Here is an 18473-nt window from a genome sequence, read left to right as displayed (position 1 = left end):
GTCGCATTCTATGTGGATGCGTGGATTGAAAGCTCGCTCGACTTGTTTAAGGACGCCTTCACCAGTGTCGCATTCTATGTGGATGCGTGGATTGAAAGATTTGCATCTCCACGGACTCCATGGCGTCGGCTATCGTCGCGTTCTATGTGGATGCGTGGATTGAAAGTATTGTCGATTGCTGTCGATAATTGCGTATTAAGAGTCGCATCCTACGCGGATGCGTGGTTGAAGGGATAAATGTGCAAATGTCGGAAGTTTCTATCCTAGTCTAGTTGTAGTTGGTACATTTATTTTGCAGGATTACTGGGAATCTCGTCTTGCAAGTGTATTTTGTACACTTAAAATAGCCGATTCTTGATTTAGTTAGGAAAATTGCTATTCTAAGTGTACTTTTTGCAATTAAGGTGAGGCTGGAGCGGATATGTGATATTTTAGCTGTGCTTTATGCAGTTAGAGGTCACGTCAGCGGGGAAGAGCCTCGCTTGGTCAGGCCGCCCAATCGGCAAGTTACTTTATTGACATCACGCAACATTATTGCGATAGCGCTCCAGTATCATCCAATTGGTACCGTGGTGCAGATCATAAGTGCAAATATACAACTATATTGGTGCATTATGCTCTCCCGTCGCATCCTACGCGGATGCGTGGTTGAAGGGATAAATGTGCAAATGTCGGAAGTTTCTATCCTAGTCTAGTTGTAGTTGGTACATTTATTTTGCAGGATTACTGGGAATCTCGTCTTGCAAGTGTATTTTGTACACTTAAAATAGCCGATTCTTGATTTAGTTAGGAAAATTGCTATTCTAAGTGTACTTTTTGCAATTAAGGTGAGGCTGGAGCGGATATGTGATATTTTAGCTGTGCTTTATGCAGTTAGAGGTCACGTTAGCGGGGAAGAGCCTCGCTTGGTCAGGCCGCCCAATCGGCAAGTTACTTTATTGACATCACGCAACATTATTGCGATAGCGCTCCAGTATCATCCAATTGGTACCGTGGTGCAGATCATAAGTGCAAATATACAACTATATTGGTGCATTATGCTCTCCCTAGTAGATATAACTGCTTTTCTACAACTATTTGGATGAAATTAGCTTCGGTTGGGGCTTAAATCAGGGAATAGTTGTATATGCGCAGTTATTTCCTGATTTCAGGGGGAATCTCCGAGAATAGTTGCATTTTAGCAGCTGTTTTTGAAATATGTGGAAAGTGGCTAATAGTGTGCAATAAGCGCGCTAATAGTGCGCCGAAAGTGCGGTAATCGTACCCTCCATATTGAGAAGCCGAAACATAACAAAGCTGGCGTCAGTAAATATATCGACGCCAGCTTTGTATTTACAAATACTGTTTCGTTTAGGTTAAGTCCGTGCAGGATTACCAGATGCTTACGCGGTCTTCCGGGGCGACGTACATGGCGTCTTTCTCGGTTACTTCGTAGGCTTTGTAGAATTCTGGGAAGCTCGAGACGGTGCGGTTGACACGTACCTTGTTCGCGGAATGGGTGTCAACGGTTGACATGTACGCCGCGATTTCTTTGTTCATTGTGGTGCGCCAGATGGTTGCATAGCCTTCAAAGTAGGCTTTGTAATCTGGATTTTTCGTTTTGGACAATACTTGCAGCGAAGCCGCCATACCGCCAAGATCGGCGATGTTCTCACTTACGGTCAGTTTGCCGTTATTGTATACGCCTGGAATGACTTCGACTCCGTCGTAGTAAGCGATGACTTGCTCGCATTTTTCCTGGAATTTCTTATAGTCTTCTGGAGTCCACCAATCTACTGCATTTCCGTTCTCATCATAGGCGGAGCCTAGATTATCGAAAGCATGGCTGATCTCATGCGCAATGACCATACCGATGGCTCCCAAATTCGTCTCATGCTTCGCATTGAGATCATAGAATGGAGCCTGCAAAATTCCTGCCGGGAATACGATTTCGTTATTCAGCGGATTATAGTAAGCATTTACGTCATATACACTCATCATCCAGCTGTTCTTATCAACAGGTTTGCCTAATGAAGCCACTGAATTGGCCTTATTGGCTTTGACGATGGCAATGATATTATCAAATAATGACCCGCCATCCTCGTAAGATTTAATAGTAACCTTGCTGAGTGGATCATTCCATTGATCCGGATAGCCGATCTTGATCGTCATTTTATCCAGCTTTTTAATGGCTTTGGCTTTGGTTGCCTCGGACATCCAGTCCAGGTTCTTAATCCGTTCCTTATAAACCTCAATGAATTCTTTAACCATTTGCTCGACGTCTGCTTTGGCTTCCTTCGTGAAGTAGCGCTCAGCGAACTCCTGGCTGAGATAGTCGCTCATGATGGCTTTCGTCGTCATCAGTGCGATCTCTTCATTTGTCTTTTCACCTTCAACTCCGAACATTTCCGCTTGGAATTCCTGTCCGGCTTTACTGAAATCTTCAGAGAGCAAGCCGCCCACAGACATTAACAATAGGGCTTTCGTATAAGTTTTGAGGGTATCGATATTTTCATCAGTCAGCAGTTCAGCTGATTTTTTTACTAACCCGACATCCGTCACAATCACTTTATCCGCTTTGTCGACATGAAGCTCTTTCATCATTTTTGCCATATCGAAGGACTTGAACAGCGCGATAAATTTGTCCTTAGCATAAGGATTGTAGAAATTATTCACATTCCCTTGATCCTGAATGTCCATGGTCGCTGCGGCCAGTTCTTTTTCGAAGGAGTACATCGCTTCAGCTTGAGCCTTTGCTGACTTCTCATCGGCGCCGGACAGCTTGAACAAATTGGTTAAATAGTTGGTATAGACCTTCTTCGTCTTCTCATCACCGGAAACATAGCTGTTCTTATCGAGTGTTGTGCCAAGACCTGAGAAATACAAGGCGTTCACATTACTGTTCTTGGCGTCTCCCGAGATAGAAAAAGAAAGAATTGAGCCGTTGGACATGGCGTTTTCAATTTCAATCGTTGCGTCAAACAACTGTTGAATCGAAGTGGCTTTATCAATAGCGGCCAAATAAGGAGCGATAGGCTTGATGCCTTGAGCGTTGCGGTGTTCTACATCGAGTGTGTTCTTATAGAAATCGGCAATTTTCTGTTCCATGGAGCCGGCTTGCTGAGGTTTCTTCACAATTTCATCAATGATAGCTTTAACCCGTTCTTCGTTGACTTTAGCTAGCTCATTAAACACACCGTTGGTCATTTCCCCAGCCGGGATGGTGGATGCATTGAGCCATTCTTTGTTCACGAATTCATAATAGTCGTCACGTGGATTTGAGCCTTTGAGAGCCATGATTCTGTTAGCCAGAGTGTTTAATTGCTCTAACGTGATATGATCGGAAGCACCGAGCTTACCATCCGGATAACCATTGATAATGCCTGTGGCTGCGAGCTTGTCGATTTCGTCCTGTGCCCATTTAGGTACGTCTGTGAATTCTGCAGAGGTGTTGGAAATCCTCAGGTCGTTGCCTTTAGGTTCAGGCAGGTCCGAGAAAGCCCGGCTCAGCATGATCAATGCTTCAATTCTGGATACATACTGATCTTCCTTGGCATCCCCCTTGCCGTAGCCTTTCAGAATATCCTCTTTCTTAATGCCAGGGTTGTAATCATCTGCCGCATTCAACAGATAATTCACTACTTCTCCCCGCGTTACGTTCGGCTGTGCTGCTTGAGCTAGTCCGGCTGTCGGCAGCATAGTCAACAACAATGATGAAGATAGTAGTAGAGCAATAATCTTTTTCACGTTGTTTCCTCCTGTTATGTATTAAGAATGAATACGCAATTTGAGCTCCTAGTCCCAGCTTGGTATTATTCTCCTTTAAGTATACGGGATAATGGGGAAGATGGTTTCGGAAAAAATCTGAAAATTACAGAAAAGGCAGCACAATCAGCGTAATCTGACGGGCCACCTCATGACCCATCGTAAAGACTATTCCTGTATCTTCTCCTTTTCGTTCTAGGGCAGTAATAATGGTGCGAAATGACTAAAATATATGTACATAACCCATCGGGGGATATTTATCTGGGCGAAAGGCTGTGATTTCGTAAAGTAGTTGTAAAAATACACTTATTTCTGGGGATCCCGCTTGAAATCTGAAAATAAATGCGTTTATACATCTATTTCCTGATTTTAGGACGGATCGCAAGAGAATGAAGGTGAATAATTGCATAATTGCACTTATATTCTCTGTCTCGGGCAGCAAGGGGTTAAATAGATGTATTTTTGCATTTATTCCCTCACTAGAAACCTGGAAAGTCCCACTGCGTAAGCATTATATTTTTGCTAGAATGAATGTAAATGGAATTACGCAGGAGTTATGGGATGGGGGGACCATCATGATGAAGATTAAACAAATGATAGAGGAGCACCTTGACTGCATTAAAAAAATGACGATTGAGCTAGAGGAACTTGAGTCGCTGTTTGTCGGCGTGGAAGTGGATTCGCGCGAATTTGCCGAGGCAGTGCTTGATCTAGAACGAATTGGCGTACTGGAAGCTGTTAAATCCGCTGGTCGGACGATGAAACCACCTACACTGGCCTATCGCTATCGCGTGAATAAACAATATTTAACCGAGAAGCATACGATTAGGCTGCAGCAGTATCGGCTGGAGCTTCATCCGGCGATTCAACTGGATAGTTATTTTGCACTGCCTGAGCAGCAATTCGTGCAGGATAGACCGTGGATCGATCAGATTGATCACTATTTGAAAATGAAGGGAATTCCTTCATCTACCGTCCCTGCACCGGAACGCAGCTTCCAACTGACTGGCAATGAGAAGTGGATTACCGACCTTGGTGGATATGCATTACTTAGGAGACTTGGTCTGTGGGAGCTACTGCGCATTCATCCTGTATCTGACCCTTTAATGCTGGCTGTCAATCCTTCCTCTCTTATGGAACAATCTCAATCTCATTCCCAATGCATCCATCTGATTGTGGAGAATAAGACGACATTTCAAGCCTTGCTTCCTGTTCTTCCGTCCAGCTCATTTAGCACTTTAATTTACGGTTGCGGCAATAAAATTACGGGCAACCTGGATATGTTCCCGTTGCAATATCCTGTGGCTGATCGGGAGCATTATTTTCTTTATTTCGGCGATCTTGACTACGAAGGAATCCGTATCTGGTATGAGGGTAATAAGCTGTGGCCATTGATTCCGGCACTTCCGTTCTATGCAGCGTGTCTGGTCGAGCCTTATGTATTGGGAAAGACGAACCAACGCAGACATGATGACGCGGTGGAGGCGTTTATTCAGTATTTTGCATCGGATCAGCAAGCTCAGATCGAGAATTGTCTGAGATCAGGCGGCTACTATCCGCAAGAAAAATTAACCACGCAGCAATTGCAGCAAATATGGAGGAACGAAGAATGGAAGCGATGGATCAATTTGAAATAGCAGGCACCTTGTCCGGCTTTCAGGAGAGAATGTCAAAGGTTGCATTATTCGATCCTTTATTTGAATTGCAGCGGAAAAAGCAGTCGGATCTGAACGGGCAACCGATTGATATGATGGAATTGGGTTTGCTAACTTTGCTATTCTTCTTCGAGCAGAAGCTGATCAGGAATACGAAGGTAAGCGTCAAGGATCTGGCTCAGTATTTGCATCGTATCATGAACGGAAAATTGCAGATAGAACTCCCACAATGCGAGGATCTGGCAAGGGATATCATTCAGGTATTTCGTCCTGCTTCAGGCAAAAAACGCGGCTTCACATTCTTCAATTGGGAGGCGCGTGAACAGCAGACCGTATACACGTCCATTCTGCGGGCGAATGCCTTTGACTCCAAGACCAGTACTCAATATTATGCATTGGATGAAGATGGACTGGAGCTCGTGTTCGCAACGAAGGAGTTTTATTCGGAGTTTCAGCTGTCGATTCATCAGCTCGTGCTGCGTAAGCAACTGGAAAAAGGTGAGTTCCAGGGAGCGCTGCGCCAGATCAATGAAATGCGTGTAGATGTGGAGTCTCTACAGGAGCGCATGGTGAAGCTTGAACATGAGATCAAACGCAGCATCGTGTCGGAGGACACACTGAAGAGATATAGCGGATTGCTGGAGGATATATATACAAGACTTCAGCGTGAAAATGAAGAATTTGACGAGTTAAGACAATTTGTAAAAGAGACCAGGACGCGCCTGTATGCCGACATTAATCCGGATAAGCAGGAACGCGCTTATGAATATATTTTGCGGATTGCCAGTGAACTGGAGAAGGTACATGCTGAGCATTCGGGCTTATTGCAGCAGAGTATAGAACTCAAAAATCAGGCGCTGCACTCCGCCAAGGAATCCCTATATTATACAGGACTCAGTTCATTCAATTTTGAACAGGATGTCGCCGGCGTTATATTCGGCCTGCCGCTTCCGCTAGAGTCCATGAGAGGAATTGTATCCCCATTCATGGGTCTGGAGCAGGCACGAAGCTGGTCGCTGCTGACCCTGTTTGCCGAACAGAATATTACCGGTACTGGTGAACAAGAGCCGCGTGATGAGGGGTTCCTGGAAGCAGCAGATGAAGCATATGGTCATCAGTTTACAATACGGCGAGCTGCTTTTTTTATAGAAATTATGGAATTATTCATTCTGGAATTAGATCAGGTCAGGGAGATGGAACTCCGTCAATTTGTCGAAAAGCTTGCTGCACAAGGACATCGTGAGTGGCTGGATCGGCGCAGCTTCTATGACTTCTGGCTGATTCTGCATCAGCGAAGTCCCGTGCAAGCGTCGGCTGTGCAAGCGTCGGCTGTGCAAGCAAATGACGATAACGCCGGGCTGGATCAGGTATTCAGCTTGCTTGGAAGTAGAAGCCTTCTTGTTCAAGAAGCTCCGGGTATTATCGAGACGGGTACACGTTATCAGATCCAGAATATGAAGCTGAAGTGGGGGGATGAATAGCATGGCCTTTACCTATAGTAATGAAACAGTGATGCAGGCGTTCCGGCTATACTCACAGCTTGCTATGAACGGAATGGCAGAGAAGGAACGCTTGCAGGAATATATGGCGGATGATGAGGTCAGAGGGCTTGTCGACCAGTTTGCGTCTGAGGTTGATTGCGCAGTCATTGCAGCTGGAGATGAGCTGCATCTGATCCCGCTAGTTCGTCTATCCCCATTTCACGTGAGTAATGAGCATATGAAGAAGACCTATTTGCGTGCTTCGGCGGTCAATGCCGATTTATATCTCATGTATCTGGCGATGATTGTATTTATTGGCGCTTTCTATGACAGCTATCAGAGTCTGGAACCGACTCGGAATTTCTTACCACTGGATGAGTGGGCGGTTCTTGTACAGGAGAGGATCGAATCTCTCAAGGAGCATGATGAGGAAGAATTGAAGCGCTATGAGAGCGAGTTCTCCTATAATTGGTCGGCCATCATTGAGAAGTGGGATACGATGGACGACATTAAAGAGACAGCGAAGCGGCAGACGGGAAACACGATCAGTCGGCTCAGCTTCCTCGATACGGTCAGGCGATTTCTATTGGAGCAGCGTTTGGCGGAAGAGGTTGGCACAGGAGAGCTGGGTTTAACGGAGAAGACCAAGGTGATCGTGCAGCGATATTTTATGGAGCTGGAGTACAATCGGGGGATTCTGAATTTCCTTTATAGCCTTGATGAACGAGAAAATAGATCTGAGGAGGAGGCGCGCCATGCCGTCGATCTCGAAAATTAGGTTTACCCACGTGCTGTATGAAGGTGGCAACAAAAGATATAATGACGAAACATTTCTGTTCGACGGTCATAATGGGGCGATCGTGCTGGAGAATGGCGGCGGTAAGACGGTGTTTATTCAGACGGCGTTGCAGGCGATGCTGCCGCATACGGATTTGGCCGGACGTAAGCTGAGGGACACGCTGCTACTGGAGAATGGTCCTGCACATATCGCGATTGAATGGATTTTGAATGATAAGCCGCGCCGCAGATATGCAGTGACCTGTGTTAGTCTTTTTCTGACCGCAAGCGGAGTTGATTCTTATCGTTATGTGTATGAATACGGTGAGAATGATCCCCATGGCCTTGACCAGATTCCCTTCGCAAAAGAATACATGGGTAGGACTCGTCCAGCAGATAAGGGAGAAATTCAGGAGTATTATGCTTCAATGGTACAGCGCTACTCCCTTACGGCTCGAACCTTTAGCACGATTAAAGAGTACAAAGCTCATCTGGAGGAGCATTTCCATATCATAGAATCCGAGTGGATTGCTGTCGCCAAGATCAATGGGACTGAAGGAGGGATTGAGAACTTCTTCGATGAATGCCGATCAACCTCACAGTTATTTGACAGGCTACTCATCCCAACCGTTGAACAGGCGATGGAAGGCTTTGAGCAGGAAAGCTTTGCGAATTTGTTTGAATCTCGTCAAGAGGGGTTCAAGCGTTATAAGGAATTGAAGGAGCAAATTGAGGAAAATAAACTGATTCTGCAGGAGCTTAGCCAGTACGTGCGATTGTATGAAGGCTTGCATCAGGCCGAGGAACGATATAACGAGGCGCGCGCCGAGGCAGCGACCTATAAGAGATTAATCTTGCAGCAGCATGAGGAGCAGAAGGGTGAACAGGCTGGACTTGCGGAGCGATGGCAGCGATGGACGGAACAGAATGAAGCATTGCAACTGAAGTTGAAATCTTTGGAGATTGCCGAAGCTGAGCACGGTCAGTCTAAGCTGATGGAACGCCTGAAGGAGCTTCAGGAAGAGGCGGATCTCTTGCAGCAGCGGCTTAAGCAGGCCGAGCGGGCCTTCTATTCATTGAAATATGCCGAATATCGCGTGAGTCAGGAGCAGACCGAGGCGCGTCTATCTCAATTAGAGATGCAGCTTGCCAGATTGGACCAAAGTGAGGACGAACAGCAGCTTCAGGAGCGATGGGAGCGGACATGCGGGGAATTGCGGACGGTATTTGCTCAGAGTGAGCAGGTTTTGTCGGAGACGCTTCAGGGACATAAGTCCGAGCTAGACAGTCTAAAGACAGAACAGGTAGAAACGGGGAAGATCATTGAGAGTCTTCATGCAGAGCTGCGGACTTGGGAGTTGAAACTGCAGGAGAAACAGACCAGACTACTTGAGAAACAAGAGCAGCAGCTCAAAATCGCCCGTACCATTCTGGCTAACCCCGCACTAGAGAAAGTGGAGGAACAAATTCCAGTATGGTCCGCACGACAGCAGAAGCTGGAGGAGAGGCGGATCGAGTACATTGGCCAGATCAAGCAAATGACAGAAGAACAAGGGTCGATACGCGAACGTCGGCGAGTGGTAGAGGAAGCGATTCGCAGAACGGAACGAGAGCAAGTGAGATTGGAGCAGCGGCAAGAGCAGCTTCATGAAGAGCATGATTCGATCATTCGAGACCTGGCTCTGCTGAGACCGAATTGGGAACGATTGACTTCCCTATATGATAAGGAGGTATCCATATCGGAGCAGCTGGAAGAGGGAATTATGAAGCGACAGGACCAGAAAACAGCCTACCTGCAAAAAGAACGACTCGCCTATAGATATGTGGATGACTATTACGATCAGGATGTATTTTTTGCTGATCCTGTCATCGAACGGCTGATCCAAACCTGGGCCAGACAGCTCCATTTACTCCAGACGGGTGTTGAATATGTCCGTGCGTTAAATCTAGGCGATGAGGCTCTTAGCCGGGTAGGAGATCCTCTTTGGTCAGTGACGTTGGTGACGACCGATGCGGAAAAGAAGTTATTGCTGGAGAAGCTGGCTGCTTCAGGACATGAATTTGCTTACCCGATCCGCGTGCTTAGCACGATGGAGGCAGCAGCGATTGTACAAGGGAACGAGATGCTTAATTCGGGAGAGCAGTGGGTCGTTCCTCAGCATTGGTTGCAAAATAAGGATGATGTCTCATTCCAGCAATGGAAACAAGGACTGCTAGAGCAAGCTGAGCTGATGAAGCAGGAACGGGAGAGCAAGGAAGCGGACTTAGGGCTATGGCAAAAGACACAGCAACGCTTCTATCAATTTTTGCATAAATATCCGTTGTCGGGTTCTCAAGAGCTGGAGAAACAGCTGCAGGCCGGCAGGGAACAATTAATCGGATTTACGCTGGAGCAAGAGAAGAATGAGCGGCGCTTGAAGCAGCTTGAAGAGACGATTGATAAATATCGGACTGAGCTTAGTGAAATGCAGGACCTGATTCATCAACTAGACGTTTGGCTTAAAGATAGTCATCTGTATATAACGCTCGGTGTGGAGAAGAAAACGCTGGAGCAAGAACTCGGCCCGATTAAGGAACAGCTCTCCGGTCTACAGAGACAGCTTAGGATGAAGCAATACAGCCTGGATAGGACAGAAGAAGAGCAGAGGAATGTCCAGCAGGAATATAACAATGCGAATATGCAGCTACAGTTGCTTCGTAATGATGAATTTTATAGTCCAGTTCAGAGCTTCGCGTATGTTGAGTCTAGCCGTTCCTTGGCTGAGCTGAAGGAAGAGTATAAAGTGCTGGAACGGGAACGTGCTGGTATATTGAAAGAACGTAATCAGCTGGAAATAGAACAGAAGCATGAACAGGATAAGAAAGGGCTGGCGGAGAAGGGGATGCGCGAACTGCTTCGAGAGCATCCACATCTGGATCCACAGTGGATATTACCCGTTGAACTAGAAGGGGAAAAGCATACGCTATGGCAGCAGATTGAAGTGTTCCGTGCCAAGCTGGAGCAGATGGAAGAACATTTGCAGCAGCAAAGGGCAGAGCTGCAGAAGAGTGAGGGCCGAGTTGCGACTTTACTGCAGCAATTTAATGGTCGGTTTCCGGAGAGTCAGCCATCCTCTTTCGATGGTGATTTGAATGAAGCCCGGCTCCTGCTGGAGCGGGAGACCTCAAAGTTACAGCAAGAGCAGCGGGAATGGCAGCGGCGTAATGACGCGGTAGAGCGTCAGCTCCATGAGCTTGAAGCTGTGCTGCAGCTGTGGGATAGGCATACTTTGCTGCACCGTCTCGATGACGAGCGGCTGCGTCCTGTTCATTTTGAGGAAGCTCATTTGATGGATTTCACCTATGCACGTACGGACTTTAGTGAACGTTCGATCAGCGGGCTGCAAGAGAGTCTTCGCCAGATGGAAAGAGAGCAGGGCTTGGTCAGTAGAGGCCGAGACAGCTTCAAAAATTATTGCATTTCCCAAGTTCAGGATGTCAAGCTCAGACAGATGGCGATCCAGGGGATTGAGCTGAAGGAGTCCTATGGAGAAGTCATCGAATTCAGACAGGCGATGGAGACGAGAATACAGAAGGCGATTCACATTATGGAGGAATCAATCCGTGATGAAGATCGTACTCTGCAGGAGTTCATACATCGAATTCATACTCATTTGAAGCATATTGTGCAGGAATTGAAAGAACTGCCTAAGAAGACCCGGATCAAGACAGCGGACGGATGGCGAGAAGTGTATAGCTTCTCTATCCCGGAATGGGAAGATCAAGACGGCAAAGATCGGATTCGCAGCCATGTTGAATGGATTGTAGCACAATTAGAACGGAGCCAGTATACGGATGAGCAGGGCAAGACGAAGGAAGCTGATGTGCGCAAAAGTCTAGAGAAGTGGCTCGACTCAAGACAATTGCTTCAAGTCGTGTTGAAAGGTGAAGTGATGAAGGTCACCTGCCGCAAGGTGATGAATGATTATCAAGTGACGAGAGCGGCATACTCTTGGGAGCAGTCCAATCGCTGGTCTGGTGGGGAGAAATGGAGCAAAAATATGACGCTGTTCCTTGGACTTCTCAATTATGTCGCAGAGCGGCGGCAGTATATTAAAGCCAATATGAAGCTGCACCGCACAGTCATTTTGGACAATCCCTTCGGCAAGGCATCCAGTGATCATGTGCTGAGCCCCGTATTCTTTATCGCTGAGCAACTGGGATTCCAGATCATTGCCTTAACTGCTCATGCAGAAGGAAAATTCCTGCAGGATTATTTCCCGATTGTCTATAGCTGCCGGCTTCGTAGCACAACGGATGCTTCCAAGCAAATCATTGAACCGATAAGGCAGATACGACACGCCTATTTCAGAGACAATGCCCCAGATACATTAGAGCGGATCGATTCGCGAGTGGATCAGATGGAGCTGTTTTAAGTGTTTTTGAAGCGGAGAGGCGCACTTCTACTTATTTTGATAGTAGGAGTGTGCTTTTTTAATCGGATCTCTTGTACAGTATAAGGAATAGGAGAGGGGGACCATTCTCACCTATTCACTTTTACGCTTTGATTCCGTAACGTTCACGCAGTGTATGGATGACGGCATGCACTTGTTCTGGTTCTGGAAGCCATAATCCTGAGGCAGTCTGCTCGAGAGAAAGTTCAGATTGGCGTCCCCGGATCACTTGTTTAATAGATTCTATGAATACCTGCGCGGCATCGCTTCCAACACTGCTGCCGAGCGAAGCTAGTTCTTCCAGACTGCCCATCTTATCTTCGGTGACGACAGGATGATCCGCATGCGCCACGCCTAATGCAGCACACTCATAGAAGGAGCGGACGAGCCCTGCACTCTCCTTGCCAGAACCTTCGCATATGACGAATGCCTGTACGACAAAAGCATGAGCTTGACGACGCTGCGCAATGCCGCAAAATTTGATGCCGCCTATGCTGAGATCATAATCGCCAGGGCAGTATGCGCCATCAATTTCACCTTTGTCGACCATGTAGCCCGTATTCTGCAGGGCAAGTTTGATTAGCTGATACATACGCTCATAGTCCGAGCGGAAGTATTTGTCGCCAAAACCTTCTTTCGGAAGGATTAAGGATATATTCACAACACCCAAATCGAGTGGTACGGCAGCCCCGCCCGTGCTGCGGACAGCCGTCGAGTAGCCAAGCGATTCCAGCCATTTCTGCGCCTCTGCTGCATGCGGCAGTCTGCTGTCACGAAGTCCCATCACGAAGCCTCTCGGATGGCGCCATAGATGGCATACAGCGGGACCTCCCTTGCCTGCATGTCTGCACAGCAGTTCATCTAATGCAAAAGGATACAGAATGTCAGGCTCATCCAGGTGTTGCGTGCGATCTAGCACTAGGATATTGTCTAGTCCATCCGAATGAAATGAAGTCTTACATTCCGCCAATTCTACGTCCCCCTTATAAAGCATAAAACAGAAATCCAATCTATTCGTATCTTAACACGGATGAGTTCGTTACGGAAAACGAGAGATTCATCGTAAGCCCTCTAGCGACATTTCTCATCAGCACGCGACTTACATACCGTTGTTTGTTCATATAGTTTCGGGTTTTAATTTGCTATAACTTGAAGATGCAAAGACAGCGCTGGTGAACTTGTGCAGGGCTTGGCTGGAAGTACAGCTGTTGCGATTCACTTGACCTATTCGTCGAGGTTTGGAAAGGTCCCCCTTTTTCTATGTCTAAAAAACCTTGTTAGATTAGGGCATATGATTTATGATATCTCATAAAAGGGGAATATTCCTCCGAAAATATATTATAAGGAGGAAAATTCCATAATCATATAGGAGGTGATGCTTGTAAGAAATATTTAGCAAAGAAATAGGGTTGTAGACGAGATAAGTTGTAGATAAAGAGGGAGTGCTGGGGAAGCTGTTCTTTTCATGAATCATATGGGGAGGTACGGTAATGAGATTAAAGAATACGCTATCTTTCATCTTATGTTTTGTTCTCATTTTTTCAGGTATGACGTTGAGTGTGTCGGCCGATGAAGCCATCACGGCGAAAGCTTTAAATGGCAACACTATCAGTATTACAGCAGTGAATCGAGCCATCGGAGCTTCGGATGAAATGATTTTGTTTACAAGGGAAAACAGTAGTAAGCTCACAGATTCGAACCCTTACGCGGCTGCCGCCGTCGTGGACTACCATGAAGGTACTTACAGCGTTACGGACGTCACTTATCGTGAAGGCGCTGTACAAATACCGACGAATGGCTTTGTACTGTTTGGTCACGGATCGAGTGAACAGTGGATTAAAGACAATATGAGTCCGGGAGATCCGGTTGAGATTGTTGGCTATACGCTGCCTGATCCAGTAGTCGGAGGTCCACAGCTCATCACAGAGCAGGGCTCCATACCGATCGACGTTGTAGATCAGGATCAACCGACCAATACCATCGCGGTCTATACACGTCATTTTGGGGAGATGACAAGACCGTTCTCTGAAGATACCGTTCAATATATCATTACCAATGATGTGGTAGTTGTAAAAAGCACATATGATGTTCATGGTCAGAATGGAACCTACATTCCTGCGAACGGTTATGTCATTTCGGCTTCTGGCAACGCTGCGTCATCCTTGAATTTGGTGGTGGGGCAGTCCGTACAAGCGATTAATGTAGATATTCCTATTCTGCCTAGCAAATATTTGAAAGTGAATGGTATTGCGGTAGGCATTGATAAAATAAATGGACCGCGTGGATCGGGAGAAGTAGTGTTGTACCAGCCTACTTATGGCGCAACCACCAATCAGAATGCTTGGGGAATGGAGATTACAGTGGTTGGCAATAAGGTAACCAATGTTGTGGAGATTGCATACGACCCTAACACAGGGGGGTATCTTGATAACAACTCCTCCATTCCAGCGGATGGATATGTACTGTCTATTCAAGCGGCAAGTCCACTCTATAACCAATTAGCGGGCCAAGTGCATATTGGTGCAGAGGTTGAGCTAGTAACGGATAGTTTAATTTACCAAGCAGCTAGAACCTCGTTTGACGCATTTAATCCGAAAGTAAAAGAAGATAATCCCGCAGGCTGGGACAATGATGGCAATGTGCCTTATCCAGGATTTCGTGGATCGGATCAGTTGATCGTCTATGATCGTAATTATGGCGAGGAGACTGGCACAAACTCATGGGGCAATGAAGTGATTGTTAATGCGAATGGATATGTGACGAGCAACGGTGGGAACAACAGTAAAATTCCTGAAGGCGGCTATGTATTATCCGGTCATGGTGTTAAAAACACATGGCTAAAGAATAACGCCCTGGTCGGAGCTAAATTAAGTCTGGATTTTACTAAAAAAGAAGTGTTGGCTATTTTCACTCCGGAATCTTACTTAGATAGAGCATCGATTAGTATCGACAGCGCAGAGAAGGCGCTTCAGTTATCCAAGCATCAATTTATGGATGTGCCTTATGCCGATATTGAACAGAAGATTGTAGAAGCGAAGGATGTTTATGAGCTGGTCAAACAGCGTTTAAATGAAAGCGGTACCAATGGATTGTTGGATTTACTGAATGACTTGGATCAGAAAGTGACGGATGCAAGTTACATGAATTTTGAGTCTCCGAGAGTACAGACTCGAGGTCTCTGGATGAGGCCGAAGGAAAAGAATCTGGAGCAGGTCAGAGATCATGTGAAGAAAATCAAGGAGACCGGTATCAATGCCATCTATCTGGAAACGTGGTGGAATGGATATACGACTTGGCCAACGTCTTTGCCCGATACCGAATTAAATCCTTTGTATGAAGGCTTTGATGTACTTGGGGCATTTATTGAGGAAGGCAAGAAACAGGGGATTGAAATTCATGCCTGGGTGGAGAATTTTTTTGTCGGCGGACCGGTTGTGGAGAACCATCCCGATTGGCGTTTGGTCAGCAGACAAGGTATTGATTATGAAGTGGGCATGAACAATGCCAAGTGGTATTGGCTTAATCCAGCGCTACCGCAAGCTAGAGATTTCGTTGCTTCTGTATATAATGAACTCGTCACGAAATATGATATTGCTTCACTGCATTTGGATTATTTGAGGTATCCCGATTCCGGAGATTACACGAATGATTTTGGTTACGACACGTATACCCGAAATTTGTTCAGCGAGAAATATGGCGTTGATCCGCTCGACCTTCATGCAGGAGATCGTTACTGGGATGAATGGCTACAATTCCGTGCGGACATGATCAATACCTGGGTCGTTCGGGTAGTTAACGAGGCGCATCAGATCAAACCAAAGCTACAAATTACAACTGCGGTATGGCCGAATTATGAAGAAGCACCGAAATCACACTCACAAGAAGCGAAATACTGGTTAGATCATCATTTGATCGATCACTTGTTCCATATGTCTTATGCGCCGGGTTCGGAATTAACGGTAACAGACTTGAGAAACTCGATGGCATTAGCAGGGGACAATGCATTCGTCTCATCAGGTCTAGACACGTTCCAAGGCAATCCTACATCGGCTGTAGTGGATCAAATTACCGAAGCGACAAAGAATGGTGGAGCTGGAGCCGCATTATTTGAATTTGAAGGACTATTTTTAAATTATAAGTATGACAAGGTACTGAAGATTGGGGTGTATCGTAATCAAGCCATTTTGCCTGAATATGATAAGACCAAGCCGCTAGCAACTGTGATGGAAGAAATGATCCGTAAAATCAATGAGATTTACGTGCCTTTCGAAGGGATGAGCAGACAAGAAGGGGATACCCTTATCCACAAAATTCAACCGGCAATTCAAGCGTTGAATACGAATGCGGATATGAGAGCCGACACAGCAATGATCGCTAAACAACAGATCGAAGCCCTGAGAAGCGAACTTGAGGCCAACAGCTCGATTAATCCCGAAGTGAAGAACCGAATGACACATGATTTGGATTACGGACTCAAAATGGTCAGTATCTACTTCTCCAAAGCCGCATCGAAAGCGCAATTGAGCACACTGACGGTAAGTAAGGGGAAGCTGAGCCCTTCCTTCGACCCGTCGATCTATGCCTATCAGGTTGATGTAGATAATGCGGTTACTGCATTGGACATTACGGCGAGTGCAAGCAACAAGACAGCTCAGATTTTTGTGGACGGGAAGAGCTACGCGAATGACTCGGCGATTCCTGTGCAGCTCCAAGTTGGATTGAATTCGGTGATCCTTCAAGTGATGTCTGAAGACGGTTTGACAATAAATTATAATCTGTCGATATACCGTGCCTCTAAGGGAGATTCGGGTAGTAGCAGTGGCAATGGAGGCGGTGGCGGTGGTAATATCTCAACACCACCTCAAGATAAAGAGGAACCTTCGACAAATGGGAAGCTCGACAGCAGTGCACTATCGCTTAAGTCGGAAAAGAAACCCAACGGACAAACGATGCTAACTGCTATAGTGAGCGTAGATGAATTGAATAAAGCTTTCCAAAAGTTGAAGGAGAGTAAAGAGTCGCCCGGTTCTGTCACGATTGAATTGATGGGTGAAGATGATATCCAACAAGTCGGTATTCCGGCACAATCGCTCATTGATGCGTTGGCGATCGTACCGAACGCAACCATCGTAATCCAAGGAAATCACGCTGTCTTTGAAGTGCCGGTATCATTACCTGATTTGTCCACGTACATCAAGGAGCTTGGGGCGGATGCCAAGGATGCGATTCTTTATGTCACGATCGAACAAGTGAAAGGAAAAGATTTAGAGCAGGTTCGGAGTCAAACCGAACGGGAAAACACCACACTAATAGATGATCGGGTGATGGACTTCTCTGTTCGAGTCGAGGCGAATGGGAAAACGAAGACCTTCTCGAATTTAGGAAATAAGCATATGAAGCGCAGTATCATTCTAGATCAACCGATATCATCAGATACGGCAACAGCGGTCTATATTGATCCGAATACAGGCAGGTTCTCTTTCGTACCTTCTATATTTACGACACAAGGCGGTCAGACGGTCGTGATGATAAAGCGTAATGGTACCGGTCAATACGCCGTAATTCAATCCTTCCGAACATTTAAGGATTTGGAGAATCATTGGGCAAAAGCGGATATTGAGCTGCTTGCATCCAAGCGTCTGATCGAAGGGATGAGCGCAGATCAATTTGCTCCGGATCAAAAGGTTACACGTGCCCAATTTGTGAGCCTATTGGTTCGTTCATTAGACTTAAACTCGGACACAAGCCAAACGACGTTTCATGATGTGTCTACCTCCGATTGGTTCGCTGGTGCCGTAGGTGCTGCGGTAGATGCGGGCATCGCGAAAGGCAATGAGGATGGTTCCTTCAGACCTCATGATTCCATTACAAGAGAGCAGATGGCAATCATGATTAGCAGAGCACTATCTTTTGTCGGCAAATCAGTGCAGGCTCCTACTCCGCTTGACGCGACCGTCTATCATGATGAGGGATTGATTAGTGCTTGGGCGCAAGCAGCAGTCGCGGAGACACGTGATGCAGGTATTTTGAAAGGGGTAACGAGTACGACGTTTGAACCGGATAGTGATACAACACGTGCACAAGCAGCCGTGGCTGTGAAGCGGATGCTGCAATATTTAGGCTTTATCAATTCCTAATGAATTCACGGGGTGCCAGATATCCATTTGGCACCCCAATCCCCTATGGACTACGACATTTCCGAGTTCTTATGCGTATCATGTAAGTGGCTGGTCGGACGGACGTTATGCTGTGATTGTCTTTTACAGCTAAACAAAGGGAAATATTGTATTTTGTATTATCAATAGATAAAATATATATAATATTTACTCTTTTCATCTATGTATAATCCTCTTGAATCTACCTTCCTTACAACATATGAATTC

The 18473-nt window shown here is 46.2% G+C and carries 8 protein-coding genes; 6 read left to right on the top strand and 2 right to left on the bottom strand.

Annotation, left to right across the window (positions count from 1 at the left end; all coding sequences use genetic code 11):
• Positions 1-237 (top strand): hypothetical protein (locus BFJ94_RS25615; protein ID WP_205571021.1); only part of this gene is annotated, 237 nt, incomplete at its 5' end.
• A gap of 1134 nt (positions 238-1371) precedes the next feature.
• Here BFJ94_RS25615 and BFJ94_RS11475 read toward each other — a convergent pair.
• The gene (locus BFJ94_RS11475; protein ID WP_120462798.1) at positions 1372-3726 is read right to left on the bottom strand and encodes a M13-type metalloendopeptidase; all 2355 of its coding nucleotides are present in this window, start codon (positions 3724-3726) and stop codon (positions 1372-1374) included.
• A gap of 593 nt (positions 3727-4319) precedes the next feature.
• On the opposite strand from BFJ94_RS11475, the gene BFJ94_RS11470 reads away from it, so the two are divergent.
• Genes BFJ94_RS11470 through BFJ94_RS11455 form a run of 4 tightly spaced genes read left to right on the top strand, consistent with a single transcriptional unit; the run spans position 4320 to position 12072 of the window.
• Positions 4320-5381: a Wadjet anti-phage system protein JetD domain-containing protein gene (locus tag BFJ94_RS11470; RefSeq protein ID WP_229716783.1), complete on the top strand. Its 1062-nt coding sequence runs from the start codon at positions 4320-4322 to the stop codon at positions 5379-5381.
• Entirely contained in the window at positions 5354-6880 is a 1527-nt protein-coding gene (locus BFJ94_RS11465; RefSeq protein WP_120462797.1) for a replicative DNA helicase, read from the top strand. Before BFJ94_RS11470 ends, BFJ94_RS11465 begins: the two co-directional genes overlap by 28 nt.
• Before the next feature lies 1 nt (position 6881).
• Positions 6882-7658, top strand: coding sequence for a DUF6063 family protein (locus BFJ94_RS11460; RefSeq protein WP_120462796.1), 777 nt, complete (start codon positions 6882-6884; stop codon positions 7656-7658).
• The gene (locus BFJ94_RS11455; protein WP_120462795.1) at positions 7636-12072 is read left to right on the top strand and encodes a coiled-coil domain-containing protein; all 4437 of its coding nucleotides are present in this window, start codon (positions 7636-7638) and stop codon (positions 12070-12072) included. The genes BFJ94_RS11460 and BFJ94_RS11455 overlap by 23 nt, the downstream gene beginning before the upstream one ends.
• A 121-nt stretch (positions 12073-12193) precedes the next feature.
• Here BFJ94_RS11455 and BFJ94_RS11450 read toward each other — a convergent pair whose 3' ends face one another.
• Positions 12194-13060, bottom strand: coding sequence for a lipoate--protein ligase family protein (locus tag BFJ94_RS11450; protein WP_229716782.1), 867 nt, complete (start codon positions 13058-13060; stop codon positions 12194-12196).
• 520 nt (positions 13061-13580) lie between these two features.
• Between BFJ94_RS11450 and BFJ94_RS11445 the strand changes: the two genes are divergently transcribed.
• Positions 13581-18227 carry an S-layer homology domain-containing protein gene (locus BFJ94_RS11445; protein WP_120462793.1) on the top strand — a complete coding sequence of 1549 codons (4647 nt, stop codon included), beginning with the start codon at positions 13581-13583 and terminating at the stop codon, positions 18225-18227.
• Positions 18228-18473: the final 246 nt, after the last annotated feature.

Origin of the sequence: Paenibacillus aceti (assembly GCF_003614185.1) — a bacterium.
In the GTDB taxonomy this organism is placed as follows: domain Bacteria; phylum Bacillota; class Bacilli; order Paenibacillales; family Paenibacillaceae; genus Fontibacillus; species Fontibacillus aceti.
This window is presented reverse-complemented; position numbering and strand designations above follow the sequence as displayed.